The 20675-nt window shown below is 72.2% G+C and carries 24 protein-coding genes and 1 pseudogene; 16 read left to right on the top strand and 9 right to left on the bottom strand.

Going from position 1 to position 20675, the window contains the following annotated elements; genetic code table 11:
• Nucleotides 1–93: 93 nt before the first annotated feature.
• Entirely contained in the window at nucleotides 94–1017 is a 924-nt protein-coding gene (locus tag AB0F29_RS15815; RefSeq protein ID WP_361872146.1) for a UbiA family prenyltransferase, read from the bottom strand.
• A 118-nt stretch (nucleotides 1018–1135) separates the two neighbouring features.
• Between AB0F29_RS15815 and AB0F29_RS15810 the strand changes: the two genes are divergently transcribed.
• From AB0F29_RS15810 to AB0F29_RS15770, 9 genes and pseudogenes are all read left to right on the top strand, one after another.
• Nucleotides 1136–2188 carry a 3-oxoacyl-[acyl-carrier-protein] synthase III C-terminal domain-containing protein gene (locus tag AB0F29_RS15810; protein WP_361872143.1) on the top strand — a complete coding sequence of 351 codons (1053 nt, stop codon included), beginning with the start codon at nucleotides 1136–1138 and terminating at the stop codon, nucleotides 2186–2188.
• Nucleotides 2189–2203: 15 nt separating this feature from the next.
• Complete coding sequence (locus tag AB0F29_RS15805; RefSeq protein ID WP_361872140.1) at nucleotides 2204–2740, top strand: isoprenylcysteine carboxyl methyltransferase family protein; 537 nt, start codon at nucleotides 2204–2206, stop codon at nucleotides 2738–2740.
• Nucleotides 2737–3753, top strand: coding sequence for an NAD(P)/FAD-dependent oxidoreductase (locus tag AB0F29_RS15800; protein ID WP_361872137.1), 1017 nt, complete (start codon nucleotides 2737–2739; stop codon nucleotides 3751–3753). Before AB0F29_RS15805 ends, AB0F29_RS15800 begins: the two co-directional genes overlap by 4 nt.
• Nucleotides 3754–3909: 156 nt before the next feature.
• Nucleotides 3910–5571 carry an MFS transporter gene (locus AB0F29_RS15795; RefSeq protein WP_361872134.1) on the top strand — a complete coding sequence of 554 codons (1662 nt, stop codon included), beginning with the start codon at nucleotides 3910–3912 and terminating at the stop codon, nucleotides 5569–5571.
• A 3-nt stretch (nucleotides 5572–5574) separates the two neighbouring features.
• On the top strand, nucleotides 5575–6030 hold the full coding sequence (locus AB0F29_RS15790; RefSeq protein ID WP_361872131.1) for a VOC family protein: 456 nt from the start codon (nucleotides 5575–5577) through the stop codon (nucleotides 6028–6030).
• Nucleotides 6031–6124: 94 nt separating this feature from the next.
• Complete coding sequence (locus AB0F29_RS15785; protein WP_361872128.1) at nucleotides 6125–6523, top strand: DUF6221 family protein; 399 nt, start codon at nucleotides 6125–6127, stop codon at nucleotides 6521–6523.
• A 59-nt stretch (nucleotides 6524–6582) separates the two neighbouring features.
• Nucleotides 6583–6767, top strand: a pseudogene (locus tag AB0F29_RS15780) (hypothetical protein); the annotation flags it as partial.
• Nucleotides 6768–7000: 233 nt separating this feature from the next.
• A complete protein-coding gene (locus tag AB0F29_RS15775) occupies nucleotides 7001–7204 on the top strand; it encodes a cold-shock protein (protein ID WP_003964323.1) in 204 nt (67 codons plus the stop codon).
• 180 nt (nucleotides 7205–7384) lie between these two features.
• Nucleotides 7385–7513, top strand: a complete 129-nt coding sequence (locus AB0F29_RS15770) for an LPFR motif small protein (RefSeq protein ID WP_251144925.1) — start codon at nucleotides 7385–7387, stop codon at nucleotides 7511–7513.
• A 179-nt stretch (nucleotides 7514–7692) separates the two neighbouring features.
• Here AB0F29_RS15770 and AB0F29_RS15765 read toward each other — a convergent pair whose 3' ends face one another.
• Complete coding sequence (locus AB0F29_RS15765; protein ID WP_361872123.1) at nucleotides 7693–7941, bottom strand: hypothetical protein; 249 nt, start codon at nucleotides 7939–7941, stop codon at nucleotides 7693–7695.
• Nucleotides 7942–8278: 337 nt separating this feature from the next.
• Between AB0F29_RS15765 and AB0F29_RS15760 the strand changes: the two genes are divergently transcribed.
• The 3 genes from AB0F29_RS15760 (at nucleotide 8279) to AB0F29_RS15750 (ending at nucleotide 10308) form a co-directional block, all read left to right on the top strand.
• Nucleotides 8279–8506, top strand: a complete 228-nt coding sequence (locus AB0F29_RS15760; RefSeq protein WP_018955866.1) for a DUF5133 domain-containing protein — start codon at nucleotides 8279–8281, stop codon at nucleotides 8504–8506.
• A 29-nt stretch (nucleotides 8507–8535) separates the two neighbouring features.
• Complete coding sequence (locus AB0F29_RS15755; RefSeq protein WP_361872120.1) at nucleotides 8536–9627, top strand: glutamate--cysteine ligase; 1092 nt, start codon at nucleotides 8536–8538, stop codon at nucleotides 9625–9627.
• A 117-nt stretch (nucleotides 9628–9744) separates the two neighbouring features.
• Nucleotides 9745–10308 carry a type 1 glutamine amidotransferase domain-containing protein gene (locus tag AB0F29_RS15750; protein ID WP_018955868.1) on the top strand — a complete coding sequence of 188 codons (564 nt, stop codon included), beginning with the start codon at nucleotides 9745–9747 and terminating at the stop codon, nucleotides 10306–10308.
• Between the two features lie 8 nt (nucleotides 10309–10316).
• Here the strand turns inward: AB0F29_RS15750 and bla are convergent, their stop codons facing one another.
• Both bla and AB0F29_RS15740 read right to left on the bottom strand, forming a co-directional pair.
• Nucleotides 10317–11276 (bottom strand): class A beta-lactamase, encoded by a 960-nt coding sequence (bla, locus tag AB0F29_RS15745; RefSeq protein ID WP_361872117.1) that lies wholly within the window; start codon nucleotides 11274–11276, stop codon nucleotides 10317–10319.
• A gap of 41 nt (nucleotides 11277–11317) precedes the next feature.
• A complete protein-coding gene (locus AB0F29_RS15740) occupies nucleotides 11318–12346 on the bottom strand; it encodes a S66 peptidase family protein (RefSeq protein ID WP_361872114.1) in 1029 nt (342 codons plus the stop codon).
• Between the two features lie 151 nt (nucleotides 12347–12497).
• Between AB0F29_RS15740 and AB0F29_RS15735 the strand changes: the two genes are divergently transcribed.
• From AB0F29_RS15735 to AB0F29_RS15720, 4 genes are all read left to right on the top strand, one after another.
• Nucleotides 12498–13391 (top strand): siderophore-interacting protein, encoded by an 894-nt coding sequence (locus tag AB0F29_RS15735; protein WP_361872111.1) that lies wholly within the window; start codon nucleotides 12498–12500, stop codon nucleotides 13389–13391.
• Nucleotides 13392–13577: 186 nt separating this feature from the next.
• Nucleotides 13578–13796 carry an MbtH family protein gene (locus AB0F29_RS15730; RefSeq protein ID WP_361872108.1) on the top strand — a complete coding sequence of 73 codons (219 nt, stop codon included), beginning with the start codon at nucleotides 13578–13580 and terminating at the stop codon, nucleotides 13794–13796.
• 278 nt (nucleotides 13797–14074) lie between these two features.
• Entirely contained in the window at nucleotides 14075–14632 is a 558-nt protein-coding gene (locus AB0F29_RS15725) for an FABP family protein (protein WP_361872105.1), read from the top strand.
• A gap of 95 nt (nucleotides 14633–14727) precedes the next feature.
• On the top strand, nucleotides 14728–15156 hold the full coding sequence (locus AB0F29_RS15720; RefSeq protein WP_361872102.1) for a DUF4190 domain-containing protein: 429 nt from the start codon (nucleotides 14728–14730) through the stop codon (nucleotides 15154–15156).
• Between the two features lie 363 nt (nucleotides 15157–15519).
• Here AB0F29_RS15720 and AB0F29_RS15715 read toward each other — a convergent pair whose 3' ends face one another.
• The 5 genes from AB0F29_RS15715 to AB0F29_RS15695 are packed head-to-tail and all read right to left on the bottom strand — an operon-like array spanning nucleotide 15520 to nucleotide 20642.
• Nucleotides 15520–16461 (bottom strand): PfkB family carbohydrate kinase, encoded by a 942-nt coding sequence (locus AB0F29_RS15715; protein ID WP_361872099.1) that lies wholly within the window; start codon nucleotides 16459–16461, stop codon nucleotides 15520–15522.
• A complete protein-coding gene (locus AB0F29_RS15710; RefSeq protein ID WP_361872096.1) occupies nucleotides 16458–17447 on the bottom strand; it encodes a zinc-dependent alcohol dehydrogenase family protein in 990 nt (329 codons plus the stop codon). Before AB0F29_RS15710 ends, AB0F29_RS15715 begins: the two co-directional genes overlap by 4 nt.
• Nucleotides 17444–18322 (bottom strand): carbohydrate ABC transporter permease, encoded by an 879-nt coding sequence (locus tag AB0F29_RS15705; RefSeq protein ID WP_361872093.1) that lies wholly within the window; start codon nucleotides 18320–18322, stop codon nucleotides 17444–17446. The genes AB0F29_RS15710 and AB0F29_RS15705 overlap by 4 nt, the downstream gene beginning before the upstream one ends.
• Nucleotides 18319–19278 carry a sugar ABC transporter permease gene (locus tag AB0F29_RS15700; protein ID WP_361872090.1) on the bottom strand — a complete coding sequence of 320 codons (960 nt, stop codon included), beginning with the start codon at nucleotides 19276–19278 and terminating at the stop codon, nucleotides 18319–18321. Before AB0F29_RS15700 ends, AB0F29_RS15705 begins: the two co-directional genes overlap by 4 nt.
• Entirely contained in the window at nucleotides 19275–20642 is a 1368-nt protein-coding gene (locus AB0F29_RS15695; protein WP_361872087.1) for a sugar ABC transporter substrate-binding protein, read from the bottom strand. The genes AB0F29_RS15700 and AB0F29_RS15695 overlap by 4 nt, the downstream gene beginning before the upstream one ends.
• Between the last annotated feature and the right edge of the window lie 33 nt (nucleotides 20643–20675).

Here is a 20675-nt window from a genome sequence, read left to right as displayed (position 1 = left end):
CTCTGTTTCTGATTTGTCAACGGTCTTCGCATGGTCATGTCATTCGAGTGTCACGACTGACATGGTGTCAGATCGCAGATCGGGCGGGCTCGTTCAGGCCCCGGAGGCACCCCGGGCCAGCAGCAGCGCCATATCCACCGCGGCCACGGCCACCGCTCCGGCCAGGGCGGCCTTGCGCCACCGGCGGCCGAGAGCCGGGCCCGCGAGCGACGCCGCACCGGCCAGGACGAGCGCCGCGGCACCCGCGGAGTCCACCGGTCCCGGCGGGCCGAACGCCAGCACGGCCGTGGCGCCGAGGAGCGGCACCGGCAGCAGCAGCCGGGTGCCCCGGTCGCCCAGCCGGTGCGGGAGGCCCCGGATCCCGGCCGCCCGGTCCGCCGCGATGTCCGGGAGGGTGTCGGCCAGATGCGCCGCGAACCCGAGCAGCGCGCCGGCCGCCACCGTCCACCACCGGGGCCACGGTCCGCCGGGCAGGGAGAGGGCGACGACGGCGGGCAGGGCGCCGAATCCGGCCACGTACGGCAGCCAGGACAGGGCGGTCGCCTTGAGCCGCAGGTTGTAGAGCCAGGCGGCGGTGACCGCGGCGAGGTGCACCGTGCCGGCGAGGGCCCCGCAGGCCAGTGAGAGCGGTACGCACAGGGCGAGCGCGACCGCTGCCGCGGCCCACACCGCACGCGCCCCGACCGTGCCGTCGGCCGCGGGCTTCCCCCGGCGGCCGGCATCGGCGTCACGCCGCGCGTCGTACGCGTCGTTGCACCAGCCCACCGAGAGCTGGCCGGTCAGCACCGCGGCCGTGACCAGCGCGGAGCGGGGGCCGCCGAGCCCGGAGCCGAGGGCGAGGGCGCACGCGAGCGCGGTCACCGCGAGCGCCGGCCCCGGGTGGCACGCGAGCGTGACCCCCACGACCCGTCCGCGTCGCCCCGCGCCGGCGGGCCGCGCGCCGACCGGCTCGGCTCCGGCCGACTTGGCGTCGGCCGGGTCCGCTCCGGCCCGGCTCACCCTGTCCGTGGCGTCCATCGGGCGATCGTAGGGGCCTGGCGCCCCGTCAATGCGGCGACCGGGCGGGTCCTTTACGCCGTTCTCTCGCACCTTGTGGGCAGGATGGGGCCATGACGCCACCGAACCAGGAGGCAGAATGACCCGCATCGCCGCGGTTCACGGGGCTCTGCCGCCCCACCGCCACACCCAGCGCGAGGTCACCGACATGGTGGCCCGCACCTGCCTGCCGCCCGGCGCCGACCGCCGTGTCCTGGACCGGCTCCACGAGAACGCCCGGGTCCGTACCCGGCACACCGTGCTGCCCCTGGACGGCTACCGGGACCTCGACGGCTTCGGTGCGTCCAACGATGTGTTCATCCGGTCCGCCGTGGACCTCGGCGCCCAGGCCGTACGCGGTGCGCTGCGGGCGGCGGGGCTGCGGCCCACCGATGTGGACCTGCTGATGTTCACCTCGGTCACCGGCATCGCCGCCCCCTCCGTCGACGCCCGGCTCGTGACCCGCCTCGGCATGCGGTCGGACGTCAAACGGCTGCCCCTCTTCGGCCTCGGCTGCGTCGCCGGAGCCGCCGGTACGGCCCGGCTGCACGACTACCTCCTCGGCCGCCCCGACGACGTGGCCGTGCTCCTTTCGGTCGAGCTCTGCTCCCTCACCTTCCAGCGCCACGACACGTCGCCCGCCAATCTGGTGGCGACCGCGCTGTTCGGCGACGGAGCGGCCGCCGTGGTCGCCCTCGGCGCCCGCCGGGCCGTCGCCGGCCCCGAGATCGTGGCCACCCGCAGCCGGATGTACCCGGACACCGAGCACGTCATGGGCTGGGACATCGGCAGCACCGGCTTCACCGTGGTCCTCGACCCGGCGGTGCCCGACGTCGTCCGCCGCTATCTCGCGGACGACGTACGGGAGTTCCTCGAAGAGCACGGCCTCAAGCCGAAGGACGTCGCCCACTGGGTGTGCCACCCGGGCGGCCCCAAGGTGCTGGAGACCGTCACCGAGGTCCTCGATCTGCCCGACGGTGCGCTCGACGTCACCTGGCGCTCGCTGGCCGACGTCGGCAACCTTTCGTCGGCCTCGGTCCTGCACGTCCTGCGGGACACCATCGAACAGCGCCGCCCCGAGCCGGGCACCCCCGGACTGATGCTGGCCATGGGCCCGGGATTCTGCTGCGAACTGGTGCTGCTGCGCTGGTAGGAAGGAGAGACCCCCATGACCTCGACCACCTGGTACACCCTCCTCGTGCTGGCCGTCGCGGCCGAGCGCCTCGCCGAACTCGTCGTGGCCCGCCGCAACACCCGCTGGAGCCTCGCCCGGGGCGGCGTCGAATCGGGCCGCGGACACTACCCGGCGATGGTCGTGCTGCACACCGCGCTCCTGGCCGGCTGCCTGGCGGAGGTCCGGTTCGCCGAACGCCCCTTCCCGGCCGTACTCGGCTGGACGATGGCCGCCGTCGTCATGGCCTCGCAGGTGCTGCGCTGGTGGTGCATCCGCACCCTCGGCCCCCGCTGGAACACCCGGGTCATCGTGGTCCCCGGCCTGCCCCGGGTGACCGGCGGCCCCTACCGGTGGCTGAGTCACCCCAACTACGTCGCCGTCGTGGCCGAAGGCCTCGCGCTGCCCCTGGTCCACGGGGCCTGGGTGACCGCCCTCGTGTTCACCGCCCTCAACGCCGTGCTCATGGTGGTGCGGATCCGGTGCGAGGACGGGGCGCTCGCCCGCCTCCCGGCCGCGGACGCACCCGCGTGATCGACGTCCTGGTCGTCGGCGGCGGCCCGGCCGGACTGGCCGCCGCGATCCGGGCCGCTTCGGCGGGCCTGGAGGCGGTGGTGGTCGAGCCGCGCACCACCCCCGTCGACAAGGCGTGCGGCGAGGGCATCATGCCCGGCGGCGTCGCGGCCCTGCGCGACCTCGGCGTACGGGTGGCCGGCCACGAACTGCGGGGCATCCGCTACACCGACGGGCGGCGCAGCGCGGAGGCGGCCTTCCGGGGCGGCCCGGGCGCGGGCGTCCGCCGCACCGAACTCCACACCGCCCTGCACGAGCGGGCCGCAGCCCTCGGCGTACGCGTCGTCGCCGCGAAGGCGGGGGAGATCCGGCAGGACGAGGACAGCGTCACCGCCGCCGGACTCACCGCGCGCTGGCTCGTCGCCGCCGACGGGCTCCATTCGCCGCTGCGCCGCGCCCTGGGCCTCGACCGGCCCGTCACCGGGCCCGGACGCTACGGTCTGCGCCGCCACTACTCGATCGCCCCGTGGACGGACCACGTCGAGGTGCACTGGTCCCGGCACGGCGAGGCGTACGTGACCCCGGTCGGCGACCGCCTGGTGGGGGTGGCCGTCCTGAGCCGCGACCGCCGCCCCTACGACCGGCATCTGGCCGCCTTCCCCGCTCTCGCGGCCCGGCTCGCGGGCAGCGCGGGGGCCACCCCCGTACGCGGGGCCGGACCGCTGCGCCAACGGGCACATGGCCCGAGGGCCGGGCGTGTCCTGCTGGTCGGCGACGCCGCGGGCTACGTGGACGCCCTGACCGGGGAGGGCATCGCCCTCGCCGTGATCACCGCGACGGCCGCGGTCGACTGCCTGACCGCCGGGCGGCCCGAGGACTACCCCCGACGGTGGGCGCGGGTCACGCGACGCTACCGCCTGCTCACCGCGGCACTGCTGGGCGCCGCCGGCATGCCGTCCTCGGGGCGGTTGATCGTCGCCGCCGCCCACCGGGCGCCCGTCCTCTTCCGCACCGCGGTCCACGCACTCCAGTGAATCCGGCCGCCCGCGCGGGCGGCGGTCGCTCGAATGGCGGGGCTCCGGGTTCCGGCATAACGTCGGTCGGGTGAACGCCCGCGTTCATCCGACCGACGCAGAGACCGGCCGCCCCCATCGGGCGCACTGCCCTCGGCACGAGAGACGAACCTGACCATGACGGGCTCCCACGCGACACCCGCCGATACGGCCACCTCCGATCGGCACCGCGGCGGACTGGCACTGCTGGTCATCGCCTCGTGCCAACTGATGGTGGTGCTCGACGTCACCATCGTCAACATCGCGCTTCCGCACATGCAGCAGGACCTGGGATTCTCCACCGAGAACCTCTCCTGGGTCGTCAACGCCTACACGTTGACGTTCGGTGGCCTGCTGCTGCTCGGCGGACGCCTCGGCGACATCCTCGGCCGCCGCCGGGTCTTCGTCTTCGGCGTGCTCCTCTTCGTCTTCGCCTCGCTGCTCGGCGGGCTGTCCCAGGAGGGCTGGCAGTTGCTGGCCGCCCGCTCGCTCCAGGGCGTCGGCGGCGCGATCGCCTCCCCCACCGCCCTGTCGCTGATCACCACCACCTTTCGCGAGGGCCCCGAACGCAACCGCGCGTTCGGGGTGTTCGCGGCCGTCTCGGCGGGCGGCAGCGCGATCGGGCTGCTCGCCGGCGGGCTGCTGGTGGAGTGGCTGGACTGGCGCTGGGTCCTGTTCGTCAACGTTCCGATCGGCCTGCTGATCGCCTTCGCGACCCCTCGCTACATCCCCGAGTCCGAACGCCGTCCGGGCCACTTCGACATCGCCGGCGCGCTCACCTCGACGGTCGGCATGGTGCTGCTCGTCTACGGCTTCATCCGCGCCTCCGAGGACGGCTGGACCGACGCGCTGACCCTCGGCTCGTTCGCGGTGGCCGTGGTGCTCCTCGCGGTGTTCATCACCGTCGAACGTGGCTCGAAACAGCCCATCACGCCGCTGTGGATGTTCCGCGACCGCAACCGCGCCGGCTCCTACGCGATGATGCTCAGCCTCGCCGCCGCGATGTTCGGGATGTTCTTCTTCCTGACCCTCTTCGTGCAGAACGTCCTCGACTTCAGCCCGCTGCGGGCCGGCCTCGCCTTCCTGCCGGTGAGCGCCGTCATCGCGGTCAGCGCCGGCCTGGCCTCCCAACTGCTGCCCAGGTGGGGACCGAAACCCTTCATGGTGGTGGGCGCGCTGCTGGCCGCAGCCGGTCTCGGCTGGCTGACGCTGACCGACGTCCACAGCTCCTACCTCGGCTCGATCCTCGGCCCGATGCTCGTGTTCGGCTTCGGCATGGGCATGCAGTTCGTGTCGTTGACCCTGATGGCGGTCTCGGGCGTCGCCCCGAAGGAGGCGGGCGCCGCCTCCGGCATCCTCAACGCCACCCAGCAGGTCGGCGGGTCCCTGGGCCTGTCGATCCTGGTCACGACGTTCGGCACGGCCAGCCGCAACGAAGCCACCGACCAGGTGCCGAGATTCCTCCAGGAGGGCACGCCCGCCCAGCTGCTGGAGTTCCGCAAAACCGGTGAGCTGCCACCGCCCTGGGGCGACCAGGTGCTCACCTCGGGCGTCTCCAGCGCCTTCGTCGTCGCGGCCTGTTTCGCCGTGGTCGCCGCTCTGGTAGCCCTGTTCGTCATCCAGGTCAGGCCCGCGGACCTGGCCCGTCTCCAGGGCGGCGCGGCACCGCTCGCGGGTGAGACGAGGGACGACGCCGAAACGGGCGGGACACGGCCCGGCGGCACGAACGCGCTACGGCAGCCGGGCATCGACGAACCACGGCCCGGCCCGGAGGCCGAGCGACCCGCGAAAGAGAGCTGACCCATGGACTGGACCCTCGAAGTGATCGTGCTGCCCGTGACCGACGTCGACCGGGCCCGGGACTTCTACCGGGACAGAATCGGCTTCCACGTCGACATCGACGCCGAGGTGATGCCCGGAGCCCGCGTCGTCCAGCTGACGCCACCCGGTTCCGGCTGCTCGATCGCGCTCACCGACGGACTGCCCAACCCGACCGGAACCCCGCGGCCGGGCACGTACCACGGCCTCCAGCTCTGCGTCACCGACATCGACGCCGCGCACGCCGAGCTCGTCGGCCGGGGCGTCGAGGTCTCCGAGCCGCAGCGGTACGCCCCGGACGACGGGGCGACCTTCATGTATTTCACCGACCCCGACGGCAACGGCTGGGCCGTGCAGGAGTATCGCCGCCGGAAGACCGAACCCCTGCACAAGGTCCTTGCCGACCTGGCAGCGAGCAACGAGGGGGACACGGTGGGGTGAACCGGATGCGGAGGTGGATCGCGCCGCGTCCGGTCCACCAGAATGCTCCCCGTATCGAGTGCAGAGATCCATCAGCGCAAGGGAGCGGCATCCAATGGGCGCCAACGCAGACATGGTGGCCTTCGTCCGGGCGCGGCTCGCCGACGAGGAACACGTCGCACTGGCCGCCGGTGGGGACCGATGGCGGTGCCCGGCCGATGTGCCGGGCGAGGTCCACGACCGCACCGGCGGGGTGGCGTTCACGGTGCGGGGGCGGGGCTTCGACGAGCACATCGCGCTCCAGGACCCCGCGCGGACGCTGGAGCGCATCGAGACGCACCGGGTCATGCTCGGCGAGTACGTCGAGGTCGCCGACCTGGACACCGACCGCCCGGCCGAGGACTTCCGCTCCGGCCGTGCGGTGGGCCTGGGCTTCGCCGTACGGCAACTGGCCGCCGAGTACGCAGGCCACGCCGACTACCAGGCCCGCTGGCTGCCCCGGTTCATCCAGTAGCACCCGGGACCCCGGGCCGCCCGATCCCGTATGTTCCGGTGCGTCCCCTCCAGTTGCCCCGCAGGGCCGCCCTTCGGGCGACGACCGGCCTCTTCATCGGTGTGTTTCCGGCCAATGTGCGGATGGCCGTCGACCGGCGTCACCGGCCCCGTCCGCAGCGGGTGGCGGCCTGGGCCCGGCTGCCCTCCAGATGCCGCTGGTCCTGTGGGCGCGCGGTGTCGCCCGGGGTGCCGACGGCCCCTGAACGGACCGTAGTCGGTGTGGTATGAGCCGGCGACCGTGAAGGTGATCCACAGCAAAATGGCGTTGCTCTCTGGTGAGGAGTGATCCCGGCGTGTAGCGTCGCCGGAAGATGTCGTGGTTCGCAGTACCTGCCCGCGCCTGGCGCGGGCGTTTTGCTGTGCAGTGCCTGAGAACCAGGGCGATCACCTCCGGGTCCGCGCGGTGCGGATCCGTTTACTGCTGAGAGGTACGGGCATGGCCAGCGGAACCGTCAAGTGGTTCAACTCGGAAAAGGGCTTCGGCTTCATCGCGCAGGACGGCGGCGGTCCCGACGTCTTCGCGCACTACTCCAACATCAACTCCACCGGCTTCCGTGAGCTCCAGGAAGGCCAGGCGGTGACCTTCGACATCACCCAGGGCCAGAAGGGCCCGCAGGCGGAGAACATCACCACCGCCTGATCCGGGTTGACCGATCCTGGAGCCCCGGAGCGCGCTGCGCTCCGGGGCTCCAGGGCGTACCGGGTGTGTTCCTGCCGGGCGGCTCCCCGGTTGGGACGGCGTGTGCCGGGTACGCGGTGGATCTCGCACCGGTCGTTCCGGAGCTTCCGGAAGGTCGGTGGGGGGAATGGAGGGCGACCCATGTTCAAGGCCATCGCAGATGTACTCCGCTCCATCGGAGGAGCCATCGCCACCGTGGTCACGCTGCCCTTCCGGGCCCTGGCCAGGCTGTTCGGCGGCGCGTCGAGCAGCGCGCGCGGCCACCACTGAGCGCACATGCCCGTGCCCCGGCCCCTTTCGGGCCGGGGCACGGGCATGCCGTGCGCGATGAGCCGTCCGGACTCCTCCGGGGCCGGGGCCCAGGTGCGAGCGTCCCGGACTCCTCCAGGGACTCCGGCCCGGGGGGCGAGCGCCCACCCGGCCGGAGTCCCTGACCGCGCACGTGCTCCTCAGCCCGTCGACTCGTCCGGGGTCGGATGCCTGTCGGGGTGCGCGCCCGCGTTGCGCGGCGTGTTCCGGCCGGCGCCGGCCTCGTCCAGGTCAGGTTGTCCGCCCTGGCGGGCCACCCGGTCCGGCACCGGTATGTCGAGAGCGTCCTCGCCCTCCTGCGTCTGCTGGTCCTGCATGTCCGCCGGAACGGGGGGCGGGCTGCCGGAAGCCCCGGTGTAGGCGGTGCCTTCCGGCCTGCGGTCGGTCATGAGAGCTTCCTTCCGTACTGCCCCCGGTGCGACCGGGGGACGAGTGATGCGCCCTGCTGGGTACCCGCTGCCGGGCGGAGCAGTCCTGGGGTCCGATGAGGGCCGGGACACAGGGCCCCTCTCCCGGGAGGCGGCCAGGGAGGGGCGGAGAAGATGCGGAGGCCCTGCCGCCCGGCCATATTGGAGCTCCGGCCACCGGCCGGGAGCGCGCCGCGCGGCCCCGGAGCGGCGGACGCGGTGCCCTGATGTGTGGCTTGCCCGTGGGCGGGTACCCGGGGCGGTGCCCACCCGGGCGAGCAGGACACCACGCGATGATTCCGGCGAGAGGACGCTCCGCATGCTGATGGCCCACCCCACGGTACTGCGCAATCTGATCGAGCAGTACGAGGCACTGCGTGTGCTGCACGCGGAGAGCGGCGGCGAGGAGGCCCGGCAGCGCATGGACGACGTGGCGTACACGCTGTGCGTGTCGACCGGCACGGGTGACGTCGACAGCGCGCTGGTCGCCGCCCGCCACCAGCTGCCCGGCGCCCGGCCCGAGGACGACTCCGTCCTCTCCGCCTGACCGCCGTCGACCGTGGAAGGGAGGGTGCCGTGGCCCGCACGGTGGGTGTCGAGGAAGAGCTGCTGCTGGTCGACCCGGCGAGCGGAGAGGCACGCGCCCTGTCCTCGGCGGTGCTGGCCATCGCCGAGAAGGAAGCGGTCGGCGAGTCGGCCTTTGAGCCGGAACTGCATCGCCAGCAGCTGGAGTTCTCCACGCATCCCTGCGCGGACATGAGTGAGCTCGCCGCCTCGGTCCACCAGTGGCGCACCGAGGCGGTACGGCACGCCGCGGACGTCGGCGCGTCGGTCGTGGCCCTGGCGACCTCGCCGCTCCCGGTCAGCCCGACGATCGGCACGGGGGAGCGGTACCGGTGGATGGCGGAACGCTACGGGCTGACCGCTCAGGAGCAGCTGACCTGCGGCTGCCACGTCCACGTCTCGGTGGAATCGGACGAGGAGGGCGTAGCCGTGCTCGACCGGGTGCGCTGCTGGCTGCCCGTCCTGCTCGCCCTGAGCGCCAATTCCCCGTTCTGGCAGGGGCGGGACAGCGAGTACAGCAGCTACCGCAGTCGGGTGTGGGGGCGCTGGCCGTCGGCCGGCCCGGTGGAGGTCCACGGCACCGCCGAGGCGTACCACGGCCAGGTGCGGTCCCTGATCGGCACCGGGGTGCTCCGGGACGAGGGGATGGTCTACTTCGACGTGCGCCTCTCGCACCGCTACCCCACCGTGGAGGTAAGGATCGCGGACGTCTGCCTGGACCCGGCCGATACCGTACTGCTGGCCACGCTGGTACGGGGGCTGGTGGACACGGCCGCACGCCAGTGGCGGGCCGGTGAGCCGCCCCCGGACGTCAGCACGTCCCTGCTGCGCGTGGCCTCCTGGCAGGCGGGCCGTTCGGGTCTGGAGGACCGGTTGGTCCACCCCCGCACCCTGCGCCCGGAGCCCGCCCCCGACGTCCTGCGCGCCCTGCTGGACCATGTGCGGGACGCCCTGGAGGACAGCGGGGACCTGAAGGCCGCGGAGCGGGCCCTGGCCGACGTGGTCCGGCGCGGGAACGGCGCACGGATCCAGCGCGAGATCCTGGCGCGGACCGGGAGCCTGCGCGACGCCGTCGCCGCATGCGTCCGGATCACGGCCGGATGAGCCCCCCCGGGCACCTGCCGGCCGATAGGGCGAAACGGGAGCCGCCGCGACGACACGACACTCATTTCAGCGTACGAACGGCGACGGAAGAACCACACCACAGGAACGGAGCAGCCCATGCCCACCACCGCTCTCGACGACCGCCGGATCCTGGCCATCGTCACCAACTACGGAGTCGAGCAGGACGAACTCGTCGTCCCCGTGAAACACCTGCGCGGACACGGGGCGCAGGTCAGCGTGGCGGCGGTCTCCGCCGACGGGATCCGCACCCTCGTCGGTGACCGTGACCCCGGCGAGACCGTGCGGCCCGACCTCACGCTCGACGACGTCGACCCCGCCGCGTACGACCTGCTGCTGGTCCCGGGCGGCACGCTGAACGCCGACTCGCTGCGGTTGGAGGACGCCACCACCCGGATCGTCAGCTCGTTCGCCGCTTCCGGCCGGCCGGTGGCCGCCATCTGCCACGGGCCGTGGGCGCTGGTCGAGGGCGGCTACGTCCGGGGCAAGACGCTGACCTCGTACGCGTCACTGCGGACCGACATCACCAACGCGGGCGGCACCTGGGTCGACAAGCCGGTGGTCCGCGACGACGCCTCCGGCTGGCCGCTGATCACCTCCAGGAACCCCGGCGACCTGGACGACTTCCTCGGCGAGATCGACGCCGTGCTCGACGAGTCCTGAGCCGTCCGCTACGGACGGTCCCGCTGCCCGGTCAGGGCGGCGACGGCGGCGGACGCCGCCTTCGCGATCAGCGTGTTGTCGTAGTCGGCGTCCGCGTCCGCCCGGTTGGAGAGCACCGCCAGCACCAACGGCGCCGCGTCGGGCGGCCATACCACGGCGATGTCGTTGCGCGTCCCGTACGTACTGCCCGCCCCGGTCTTGTCGCCGACGGTCCACCCCTTCGGAACCCCTGCCCGGATCAGTTCGCCGCCCGTGGTGTTGGTGGTGAGCCACTGGGTGAGCCGGGCCCGCTCGGGCCTGCCGAGGGCGTCGCCCAGGACGAACGCCCGCAGATCCTCGGCCAGGGCCCGGGGGGTGCTGGTGTCACGGGTGGCGCCGGGAGTCCACTCGTTCAGCTCGGTCTCCCGCCGCTCCATCCGGGTCACACCGTCCCCCAGCTCCGCGAGCACCGCCTGCAGCTTCCGGGGCCCGCCGACCGCGTCGAACAGCAGATTGCCCGCGGTGTTGTCGCTGAAGCGCACGGCGGCGTCGCACAGATCGCCCAGGCTCATTCCGGTGGCCACGTGCCTCTCGGTGACGGGGGAGTGGTCGACCAGATCCTCATGGCGGTACGTCACGACCCGCTCCAGCCCGCCCAGCCCGTGCTCGCGGAGCACGGCCCCCGCCGCGAGCGCCTTGAACGTGGAGGCATAGGCGAACCGTTCCCCGTCACGGTGGGCGACCGTGCGCCCGGTCCCGGTGTCGACCGCGTACACGCCGAGTCGCGCCGCGTACTCCTTCTCCAGCGCCGCGAAGGCGCGCCCGGCGTCCCGCGCCGCGGCCGAGGGAGTTCCGGCCGCCGTTCCGGCGGGCGAGGGCGAGGGCGAGTCGGATTCCGTGCCACAGGCCGCGAGCGGCACGGACGCGAGGGCGCCGCCCAGCAGACGGAGTACGGAACGTCGGGCGTGGGGGTTCGGCAGACGGCTCATCCCGTCATGCTAGGACGCACACGCCGTCCGGCGGGGGCGGGTCAGTCCAGCGTCTGCGTCAGTTCACTGCGCGTCGTCGTGTGGACGACCCGGCCCCGCGCCCCGTTGACCAGGGGGAGGTACGGCTGCACATGGCCGCACTCGACGTCGGCGACGATCGGCACGCCCAGCGGTCCGAGCGCGTCCAGCACCGCCTGACGCTGGGTGAGCGAGCCGCTGTCCGGGGCCGAAGTCCGGGCCACGAGAACGGCGTTGGCCGCGTCGAAGAAACCGGCCAGCCGCATCCCGTGCAGATTGCGGCAGATGGTGAACGCGTCGTGGCCGCCGGCCTCCACATACACGAGGAGGCCCTCCGGGGCATGGGCCCGGGCGAAGGCGGAGGCGTCGAGGTACGGCGTCCCGGTGAGGTTGCTCAGCATCTCGATACAGCCCCCGATCAGCCGCCCCTCGACGTCCACGTCGCCACCGTCGTCCAGCCTCGTCCACCGGCCCGGGGTGTCGAGCGTGAACGTGCGGACCTCCGGGTGCTCCGCGTAGTCGTCGTAGCCCGTGGCCCGGTGACGCTCCGGCGGAATCTGGGTGAACCGGTGACCCGGCGGCGCGGCGACGACGTCGAGCCAGGAAACCAGCCCCTCCGGCACCTGGTAGGGGGTGTCCAAGAGGTTGTTCCCGTGCACGGTCGCCGACCCCGTGAGGAGGGTCAGCGGCGTCATGACGGTCGACATGTCCGAGTAGCCCACCACCCAGGTGGGCTCGGCCCCGCGCAGCCGGTCCCAGTCGAGCAGGGGCAGCAGTTCGATGGCGGTCTCCCCGCCCCACGGGGGCACCACGGCCCTGATGGCGGGGTCCGTCAGCATGGCCGTCAACTCGGCCGCCCGGTCGGCCGCGGGCGCGCTGACGTGCCCGCCGCCGTCCATGCACCGGCCGGTCACGACCTCGTACCCCCGTGCCTCCACATCGCGCACCGCGACGGCGAGCCGCTCTCCCAGTTCCTCGGGCACTCCGCTGGACGGGGAGGTGACGCCGATCCGGTCACCGGGGCGCAGGGGACGTGGATATCGAACGGACATGCGTCGGATCTTGCCACAGCGCCCGCCCGTACGACCGATGCCGTATCGAACTGGCGCCGATGAAAGGTTAGGCTGGCCTAAGTCAATTCGGTTCTCTCGTCCCGGCGGGCGAGGCGCTCAGGCCGACCACGCGTACGAAGGGGCAGAGTCCATGACGATCCACCGAGCCGTCGTTGCCCGAGTGCAGCCGCTCACCGGGACCATGACGCGCGTCACCCTCCACGGAGAGGGTCTGGCGGGCTTCAGGACCACCGGGGTCGGTGACGAGTACGTACGGATCTTCCTTCCGCACGGCCCGGACCGCACCGAGGTCTCCCTGCCCCGGACGACCGAGCAGGGCGGGTGGGAGACCCCCGAGGGGCAGCCCGTCGCGCCCATGCGCACTTACACGATCCGCGCGGTGCGCCCGGAGGCGGGCGAGGTCGACATCGACTTCGTGCTGCACGAGGGCGGCGTGGCGTCCGGCTGGGCCGCCGAGGCGCGGCCCGGAGACGTCGTGGGCGTCAACGATCCGACGGGCCTCTACAGCCCCCCGGCCGACCTCTCCTGGCAGGTGCTGGTCGCCGACCAGACCGGTCTGCCCGCCGCCGCCCGGCTGCTGGAGAACACGCCGGACCACGTCAGGACCCGGGTGGTGCTGGAAGCGCCCGCGCCCACGGCCGTGCTGCCCCTGCGGGAGCCCTCCGACTCCAAGGTGACCTGGACGTACGGCGGGAACGGTCATGGCCCGAGCCGCCTGGCCGACCTGGTGGCCGCCGCCGTCCCGCCCGGCACGGACCTCGCGGGCGGGTACGTCTGGGTCGCGGGGGAGACCAACGCCCTGCGCTCGGTGCGCCGTTACCTCCGTCGTGACCTCGGGCTCCCGGCGGACCGCTTCAAGGTCGTCGGCTACTGGATACCGAACTCCGACACCTGGTCCGAGCGCTACGAGGCGCTGCCCGACGCGGTGCGCTCCGAGCTGGAGGCCCTCTGGGACAACCCGGCCGGCGACTCCGAGGACCTCACCATCCGCTACGAGGCCCGTCTGAGCGACCTCGGGCTCTGACCGGGCCGACGTCGCCACCGGCCTGGGCAGGGTGGCGAGCGGGGCCGCCGGGGCGCTGATTTCGGGCCAGCAAAACCGGTGTTGAACAGAAGAGTTGTGCGATTCGGCGAGTCAACCGCGGAGCGGATGGGTAGGGTCGCCAGCGATCAAGTAAAGGTACCCTTACCCCAATGGATGGAGGTTGCGGTGACCAATCCGTTCGAGGACGAGGACGGCGTCTACCTGGTGCTCGTCAACGACGAAGGACAGCACTCCTTGTGGCCGGCGTTCGCCGAGGTGCCCTCCGGATGGGCCGTGGCCCATCCGGAGGACAGCCGCCAGGCCTGCCTGGACTACGTCGAGCGGAACTGGACCGATCTGCGGCCGAAGAGCCTGATCGAGAGCATGGCCGCCGATCCCACCTGAGAACTCCCCCGAGCGGACGGACCTGGTCGCCCGCCGGGGGTTCCTGATCGGGGCCGGCGTGGGCGGCACCCGGCACCGAACCCGCCCGCGGCCCGGGCCGGCTCTCGGCCGGTGAACTCCAGCTGATCGGGCTGGTCCGCGCGGAGAACGCCCTGCTCGCCCAGAACTGAGCCCGTCACCGTCGGCCCCGCACACCCGTGTGCGGGGCCGCGTCCGTACTCACCGGGCACCCCCTAGGCTGCGACCCTGTACCGGCACCGATCCAGGAGCGCACCCGCATGCACGACCCCGTCCCCGGACTTCCCTTCCCCGACGCCCTCCACCCCGGAGCCTCTCCCGCGCCGCATCCGCTGCTCGCCCCGGTGACCGGGTTCATCGGCACCTGGCGGGGCACGGGCCGCGGCGGATATCCGACGCTGGAGGCGGACTTCACCTACGCGCAGGAGGTCACGTTCAGCCACGACGGGCGGCCCTTTCTCGCGTACGAGGCCCGGGCCTGGCTGCTCGACGCGGACGGGCTGCCCCTGCGGCCGTCCGCCCGCGAGACGGGATGGTGGCGTCTGCAGCCGGACGGGCGGGTGGAGGCCCTGGTCACCCAGCCCACCGGCATCGCGGAGATCTCGGTCGGCCACGCTCGCGACGGCGTCGTTGACCTCGCCACCGAGCGGGTGTCGCTCGCCCGCACCGCCAAGAAGGTCGACGCCACCCGCCGCCGCTACACCCTGACGGATCCGGACACGCTCGCCTTCGTCCACGATCTCGCCGCCGTCGGCCGGCCGCTCCAGCACCACCTGTCGGCGCGGCTCCGCCGGGAAGCCTCTGGCCAGGGCATTTAGGCCCTCTCGTTGCCGGAGTGTGACCAAAGGCGTGCATGGAGGACGGGTCACCGGGCAGGTGGACGGGAAGCCAGGAGAACAGGAGCACTTCCCCGATGTCCCTTCCCTCGTACCCGGATTCCCCGTACCCGGGGCAGCCCGCCGCCCACCACGACCCCTACGGCAGCCAGGCGCCCGCCCGGACGAACGGCTTCGCGGTCGCCGCACTCGTGCTCGGCCTCATCGCCTGCCTGTTCTTCTGGACCGTGGTGGGCGGGCTGCTGCTCGGCCTGCTCGCCGTCGTCTTCGGGATCATCGCCGCGCTCCGTACCCGCCAGGGCCGCGCGCCGCGCCGGGTGATGGCGATAGTCGGCGCAGCGTTCGGGGCGCTCGGGCTCATCGGTTCCGCCATCGTCCTCGTGGTGGCCGTCTCCGTGCTCGACTCCCAGGAGTTCAGGAACCTCGAGGACTGCATGAACCGGGCCAACGGCCAGGCGGCCGAGGACCGGTGCGCGGAGGACTTCATCGACGAGCTGACCAACTGACGGATCCGCACACCTGTCCGTACGTGCCCGGCGGCGTGCCGCCGGTTGCACCCGCACCTGGTGTTTGCCACGGTGTCCATGGGTAGGCGGCCCGGTGATCTCCGGGCCTCACCGCCCGGTGGACCATCCGCAACGGAGTACAGAGCAGAAGGAAGAAGGAGGGTTCGATGTCATCGAAGCGACGTCGTAAGAAGAAGGCCCGCCGCAAGAACGCCGCGAACCACGGCAGGCGCCCGCAGAGCTGAGGCGACGCCGCGGCCCCACCGGGCGGAGGAGCCCGGTGGGGCCGCGGCGGTTTCCGTGGGCCGGGGGAGGGCCGTGCGGAACTCGGGTCCTGAGGGTGATGCCCGATGCGTGCCGGGTTCACACCCCGACCGGGGCCGTGGGCTCCGTTCCCGCCCTGGCACAGACCGTCGCGGCCGTCGCGGCCGCGTACTCCAGCATCGCCCGTGCCTGCCCGGCGGACAGGGCCGGATCCCAGTCGGCCACCGTCCTCAACCAGGTCAGCATCCCCGCCATGAACGCGTCACCCGCGCCGATGGTGTTCACCACCCGCACCCGCAGGGCCGGGACCGGGACCGCGGGAGCGTCATGGACGTACGCGGTGGCGCCTTCCGCCCCCCCCCGGGTCATCACCACCAGCCGCCCCTCCCCGGCGAGCGCCCGGCAGCTGGCCTCCGGGGCCGCGTCCGGCCACAGACGCGCCAGATCCTCGTCGCTCGCCTTCACGACCCGAGCCGGCGAGCACAGCTCGCGCAGCCGGCCGAGGCTCCGCACGGGGTCCAGGGTGCGGTCCTCGCGCACATGGGGGTCCACCACGAGCGGCCCCGCGTCGGCGGCCGCCCGCGCGGTGGCGGCCACGACACCGGCCGCCGGCGCCACGACCGCGGCGAGCCCGCCCACGTACACCGCGCCGAAACGCGCCGTCGCCTCCACCGTCCGTTCGGGCAGCTCGAAGGTCGCCGTGTCACGGAGGTGGAAGCGGTACGTGGTCCCGTGAGCGCCCGGGTCGGCCACCGCGAGCGCCGTCGGCAGCGACGACCGCCCACTCAGTGAGAGATCGACGCCCGCACCGGCCAGCCATGCCTCGACGCTCTCCGCGAAGGCGTCGTCGCCGAGCCCGCCGACGAAGGACGGCCGCCCGCCGAGGCGGGCCAGGCCCACCGCGACGTTCGCGGGCGCGCCGCCCGGCTGGGCCGCCCGGACCCCGGCGTCACCCTCGGTCGGCACCAGGTCCACCAGCGCCTCACCGAGCACGAGGACGGCACCGGGATCCGCGGCAGGCGAAGGCAGGGAATCCGTCACGGCTCCACCACGATCTTGCGGCCGATCCCCGCCCGGAAGCGCTCGATCGCCTGCGGATACTGCTCCAGCGGCAACCGGTCACTGATGAACACCGACGCGTCCAGCACCCCGCTCGCGAAGAGCGCCGCCGCCCGCTCGTAACTGTGCAGGACCGCCATCGAACCGGTGATGGTGATCTCCTGGTTGTAGATCCGGTACGGCTCGATCACCGCGGTGGTGGCGTAGTCGGAGACCCCGAACTGGAGGAACGTGCCGCCCTTGGCGACCCTCCCGAGACCGTCCTGGATGGCCCCGGCGTTGCCGGTGGCGTCGATGACCACATCCCAGCCGCCCGGACGGTCCAGCTCATCCGCACGGGCCGCCGCGCCCGTACAGCCCAGCGTCGTCGCGGTGGCAAGCCGCTGGGCGTTGACGTCCAGCATGTCCACCGACGCGGCGCCGGTGCGCTTGGCCAGCTCCAGCATCATCAGCCCCATCGTCCCGGAGCCGTAGATCAGCACCTGCGCCCCGAGATTGCCGTTGAGGACGTCGTAGCCCCGCACCGCGCAGGACAGCGGCTCGATCAGCGCCGCGTCGCGGACGTCGATGTGCTCCGGCAGGGTGACGCAGTTGGCGACGGGCGCCACCGCGAACTCGGCCGCGCCCCCGGGCACGGTGACGCCGATCGCCGCCCAGTTGTCGCAGAGGTTGCCCCGGCCCGAACGGCAGTAGCGGCACTCGTGGCAGTGCAGCGAGGGGTCAACGGCCACCTTGTCGCCGACGGACAGCTCCGTGACGTCCGCACCGAGGCCGACGACCTCCCCGGCGAACTCGTGCCCGGGCACGATCGGCAGCGTCGGGGCGAACTCGCCCTGGAATATGTGGAGATCGGTGCCGCACAGCCCGCACGACGCCACCTTGACCACCACGTCGCGGGGGCCGGGTGTGGGGTCCGGGACGGTGGTCACGGAGACCTTGCCGGGGGCTTCGACGATGGCTGCCCTCATTTGACTGCTCCCAGAGAGAGGCCCTGGACGAGTTTGTCCTGGGCGGCGTAGCCGGCGACGAGCACCGGCAGGGACACGACCACGGACGCCGCGCACAGCTGGGCGAGGAAGAGGCCCTGGCTGGTGACGAAGGTGGTCAGATGGACGGGGGCGGTCCCGGCGACGACGCCGGTCAGCACCCGTGCGAACAACAGCTCGTTCCAGCTGAAGATGAAGCAGATCAGGGCGGTCGCGGCGATGCCGGGACCGGCGACCGGGGCGACGACACGGCGCAGCACCGTCGGCAGCCGGGCCCCGTCGACCTGAGCCGCCTCGATGATGGAGACGGGGACGTCCGCGAGGAAGGACTGCATCATCCACACCGCGATCGGCAGATTCATCGAGGTGTAGAGGAGGACCAGCAGCCAGATGTTGTCCAGCAGCCCCGTGTTCTTCGCGAACAGATACACCGGCAGCAGCCCGGCGACCACCGGCAGCATCTTGGTGGACAGGAAGAAGAACATCACGTCCGTCCACTTGCGCACCCGCCGGATGGACAGCGCGTACGCGGCCGGAAGAGCGAGCAGCAGCACCAGCACGGTCGAGAAGAACGAGGCCGCGAGCGAGTTGACCAGCGGCGGCCACGGCGTCGGACCGCCCCCACCGCCGAAGAAGGTGCGGTAGCCGTCCAGCGTCAGCGCGGCGGCGACCGACGGCGGGTTGGTCGCGGCGTCGGCCTCCGCGTGGAAGGACGTCAGCACCATCCACAGGGCGGGCAGACAGAAGCCGATCCCCACGACCCAGGCGGCCACGCCCAGGGCGGCGGAGCGCCGACGGGCCTTGCGCGTAGCGGCGTTGACGGATGCGGATACGGATGTCGCGGTCGAGGCGCTCATGCGCGGCTCGCCTCCTCACGGAAGAGGGAGGAGACCGTCCGGAGCGCGAAGGTGGCGATGACGATCGTGCCGATCACCACGACCACGCCCGCCGCCGACGCCAGCCCGTACTCATGGGCCCGGTAGAAGGTCTCGTAGACGGTGTAAGGGAGGTTGGCGGTGCCCAGACCGCCGGAGGTGATCGTGAACACCGCGTCGAAGTTCTGCACGATGTACACCGACCCGAGCAGGACGCCGAGTTCGAGGTAGCGGCGCAGATGCGGCAGGGTCAGATAGCGGAACATCTGCCAGGGCCCGGCCCCGTCCAGCCGGGCGGCCTCCATGATCTCGGCCGGCCTGCTCTGCAGCCCGGCCAGCAGGATCAGCATCATGAACGGTGTCCACTGCCACACGAGCGACGCCTCGATGGCGATCAGCGGCATCTGGGACGTCCACTCGGGCTGCGCGACCGACTCGATGCCGAACAGCTCGCCGAACCAGGTGAGCGCCCCGTTGAACAGCCCGTACTCGGGGTTGTAGAGCGCGTGCTTCCACAGCAGCGCGGCGGAGACCGGCACCAGCAGGAACGGGGTGATCAGCAGGGTGCGCACGAACCCCCGGCCGAAGAAGGCGCGGTCCAGCAGCAGGGCGAAGAGGAGCCCCAGCACCACGCTGACGATCACGACGGACACGGTGAGGACGACGGTCGTCACGACCGATTCGCGCAACGCCTCGTCGGTGAAGACGGAGGCGTAGTTGGAGAACCCGGTGAAGTGGCGCTTCTCCGGCTTGAGGGAGTTCCAGTCGAAGAGCGAGATCACCAGGGTCGCCACGAAGGGCAGTTGGGTGACGGCGATGAGGAAGACCAGCGCCGGCAGCAGGGGAGCGCGGGTCGCCCAGGTACGCCGCCGGCCACCGCCCTGCCTCTTCGCAGGGGAGGGCGGGGACGTGGTCTCTCTGGTTGCGGTGACGGTCATCGGTACTCCTCCGCGACCTTCTCGGCCAGCTTCTGGGAGGCGGCGAGCGCGGCGTCCACCGACTGGCGGCCCGCGATGGCGGCGCTGATCTCCTGCGCCACGCGGGTGCCCAGATCGGTGAACTCCGGTACGCCGACGAACTGGATGCCCGCCGTCGGGCGGGGCTGCGTGCCCGGATTCTTCGGATCGGCCTCGGAGATGGCCCGCTCGGTGACGTCCGCGAACGCGCCCGCCTCCGCCCGGTAGTCGGGGTTGGCGTAGGTGGAAGCCCGTTTGCCGGCGGGTACGTTGGACCAGCCGCTGGTGGCCCCGACGAGTTCCTCGTACTCCTTGCTGGAAGCCCAGGACACGAACTTCCAGGCGTCGTCCGCCTTCTTGGACGCCTTCTGCAGCCCCCAGGCCCAGGTGTAGAGCCAGCCCGAGCTCTTGGTCTGCTCCACCGGGGCGGCGACATACCCGATCTTCCCCTTCACCGGGGAGCCCTCCGCCTCCAGGGACCCGGCGCCCGCCGTCGCGTCGTACCACATGGCGGTCTTGCCCTGGGTCATGTTGTTCAGGCACTCGGCGTATCCGGACTGCGGGGCGCCGAGCTGTCCGTGCTTCCGCACCAGCTCGACGTAGAACTTCGTCGCCTTCTTGAACCCCGGCGCGGTCAGGCGCGGTTCCCAGTCCTCGGTGAACCAGGTGCCGCCCATCGTGTTGACGACCGTGGTGAGCGGGGCGATGACCTCGCCCCAGCCCGGGAGCCCGCGCAGGCAGATGCCCTTCATCCCGGGCTCCGCCCCGTCCGCCCGCTCGGCGAGCTTCGCCACCTGCGCCCAGGTCGGCTTCTCGGGCATGCTGAGGCCCTGCTCCTCGAACACGTCCTCGCGGTACATGAGGAAGGACGACTCGCCGTAGAAGGGCTGGGCGTAGAGCTTGCCGTCCTCGGCGGTCAGCGATTCCCGCAGTGGTGGGAGGATGTCCCCCTGGTCGAAGGCGGTGTCGGCCTTCGCGTAGTCGTCGAGGGGGTGCAGCCAGCCGTTCTTCGCGAAGAACGGCAGCTCGAAGTTGCTGATGGTGGCGACGTCGTACTGACCGGCCTGGTTGGAGAAGTCCTGGCTGATCTTGTCGCGTACGTCGTTCTCGGGCAGGACCGTGAAGTGGACCTGGATGCCGGTCTCCTCCGTGAAGTGCCTCGCGGTCAGCTTCTGCAGTTCGACCATCTGCGGGTTGTTCACCATCAGTACGTTGAGCGCGTCGCCGCCCCCGAAGGAGGTCCCGCCCGCTCCGGCGCAGCCGGTGGCGAGCAGGGCCAGTGCGGCGGTCACGGCGCGGGCCCGACCGCGTACACGTGGTCGGCTGCGGCGTCCTGGATGGGGCATGGGAGCTCCTGATCAGTCGTAGCGGCTCGGTGA

The sequence above is a fragment of the Streptomyces sp. NPDC026589 genome (genome assembly GCF_040638385.1).
Classification (GTDB): Bacteria; Actinomycetota; Actinomycetes; order Streptomycetales; family Streptomycetaceae; genus Streptomyces.
This window is presented reverse-complemented; position numbering and strand designations above follow the sequence as displayed.

What these genes read in the sequence shown, in the direction of transcription:
- AB0F29_RS15705 (WP_361872093.1), bottom strand. Translation starts at nt 18,322, where the DNA reads ATGAGCGCCTCGACCGCGACATCCGTATCCGCATCCGTCAACGCCGCT.
- AB0F29_RS15810 (WP_361872143.1), top strand. Translation starts at nt 1,136, where the DNA reads ATGACCCGCATCGCCGCGGTTCACGGGGCTCTGCCGCCCCACCGCCAC.
- bla (WP_361872117.1), bottom strand. Translation starts at nt 11,276, where the DNA reads ATGAGCCGTCTGCCGAACCCCCACGCCCGACGTTCCGTACTCCGTCTG.
- AB0F29_RS15740 (WP_361872114.1), bottom strand. Translation starts at nt 12,346, where the DNA reads ATGTCCGTTCGATATCCACGTCCCCTGCGCCCCGGTGACCGGATCGGC.
- AB0F29_RS15700 (WP_361872090.1), bottom strand. Translation starts at nt 19,278, where the DNA reads ATGACCGTCACCGCAACCAGAGAGACCACGTCCCCGCCCTCCCCTGCG.
- AB0F29_RS15750 (WP_018955868.1), top strand. Translation starts at nt 9,745, where the DNA reads ATGCCCACCACCGCTCTCGACGACCGCCGGATCCTGGCCATCGTCACC.
- AB0F29_RS15760 (WP_018955866.1), top strand. Translation starts at nt 8,279, where the DNA reads ATGCTGATGGCCCACCCCACGGTACTGCGCAATCTGATCGAGCAGTAC.
- AB0F29_RS15815 (WP_361872146.1), bottom strand. Translation starts at nt 1,017, where the DNA reads ATGGACGCCACGGACAGGGTGAGCCGGGCCGGAGCGGACCCGGCCGAC.
- AB0F29_RS15695 (WP_361872087.1), bottom strand. Translation starts at nt 20,642, where the DNA reads ATGCCCCATCCAGGACGCCGCAGCCGACCACGTGTACGCGGTCGGGCC.
- AB0F29_RS15735 (WP_361872111.1), top strand. Translation starts at nt 12,498, where the DNA reads ATGACGATCCACCGAGCCGTCGTTGCCCGAGTGCAGCCGCTCACCGGG.
- AB0F29_RS15775 (WP_003964323.1), top strand. Translation starts at nt 7,001, where the DNA reads ATGGCCAGCGGAACCGTCAAGTGGTTCAACTCGGAAAAGGGCTTCGGC.
- AB0F29_RS15725 (WP_361872105.1), top strand. Translation starts at nt 14,075, where the DNA reads ATGCACGACCCCGTCCCCGGACTTCCCTTCCCCGACGCCCTCCACCCC.
- AB0F29_RS15790 (WP_361872131.1), top strand. Translation starts at nt 5,575, where the DNA reads ATGGACTGGACCCTCGAAGTGATCGTGCTGCCCGTGACCGACGTCGAC.
- AB0F29_RS15765 (WP_361872123.1), bottom strand. Translation starts at nt 7,941, where the DNA reads ATGACCGACCGCAGGCCGGAAGGCACCGCCTACACCGGGGCTTCCGGC.
- AB0F29_RS15795 (WP_361872134.1), top strand. Translation starts at nt 3,910, where the DNA reads ATGACGGGCTCCCACGCGACACCCGCCGATACGGCCACCTCCGATCGG.
- AB0F29_RS15785 (WP_361872128.1), top strand. Translation starts at nt 6,125, where the DNA reads ATGGGCGCCAACGCAGACATGGTGGCCTTCGTCCGGGCGCGGCTCGCC.
- AB0F29_RS15770 (WP_251144925.1), top strand. Translation starts at nt 7,385, where the DNA reads ATGTTCAAGGCCATCGCAGATGTACTCCGCTCCATCGGAGGAGCCATC.
- AB0F29_RS15805 (WP_361872140.1), top strand. Translation starts at nt 2,204, where the DNA reads ATGACCTCGACCACCTGGTACACCCTCCTCGTGCTGGCCGTCGCGGCC.
- AB0F29_RS15720 (WP_361872102.1), top strand. Translation starts at nt 14,728, where the DNA reads ATGTCCCTTCCCTCGTACCCGGATTCCCCGTACCCGGGGCAGCCCGCC.
- AB0F29_RS15710 (WP_361872096.1), bottom strand. Translation starts at nt 17,447, where the DNA reads ATGAGGGCAGCCATCGTCGAAGCCCCCGGCAAGGTCTCCGTGACCACC.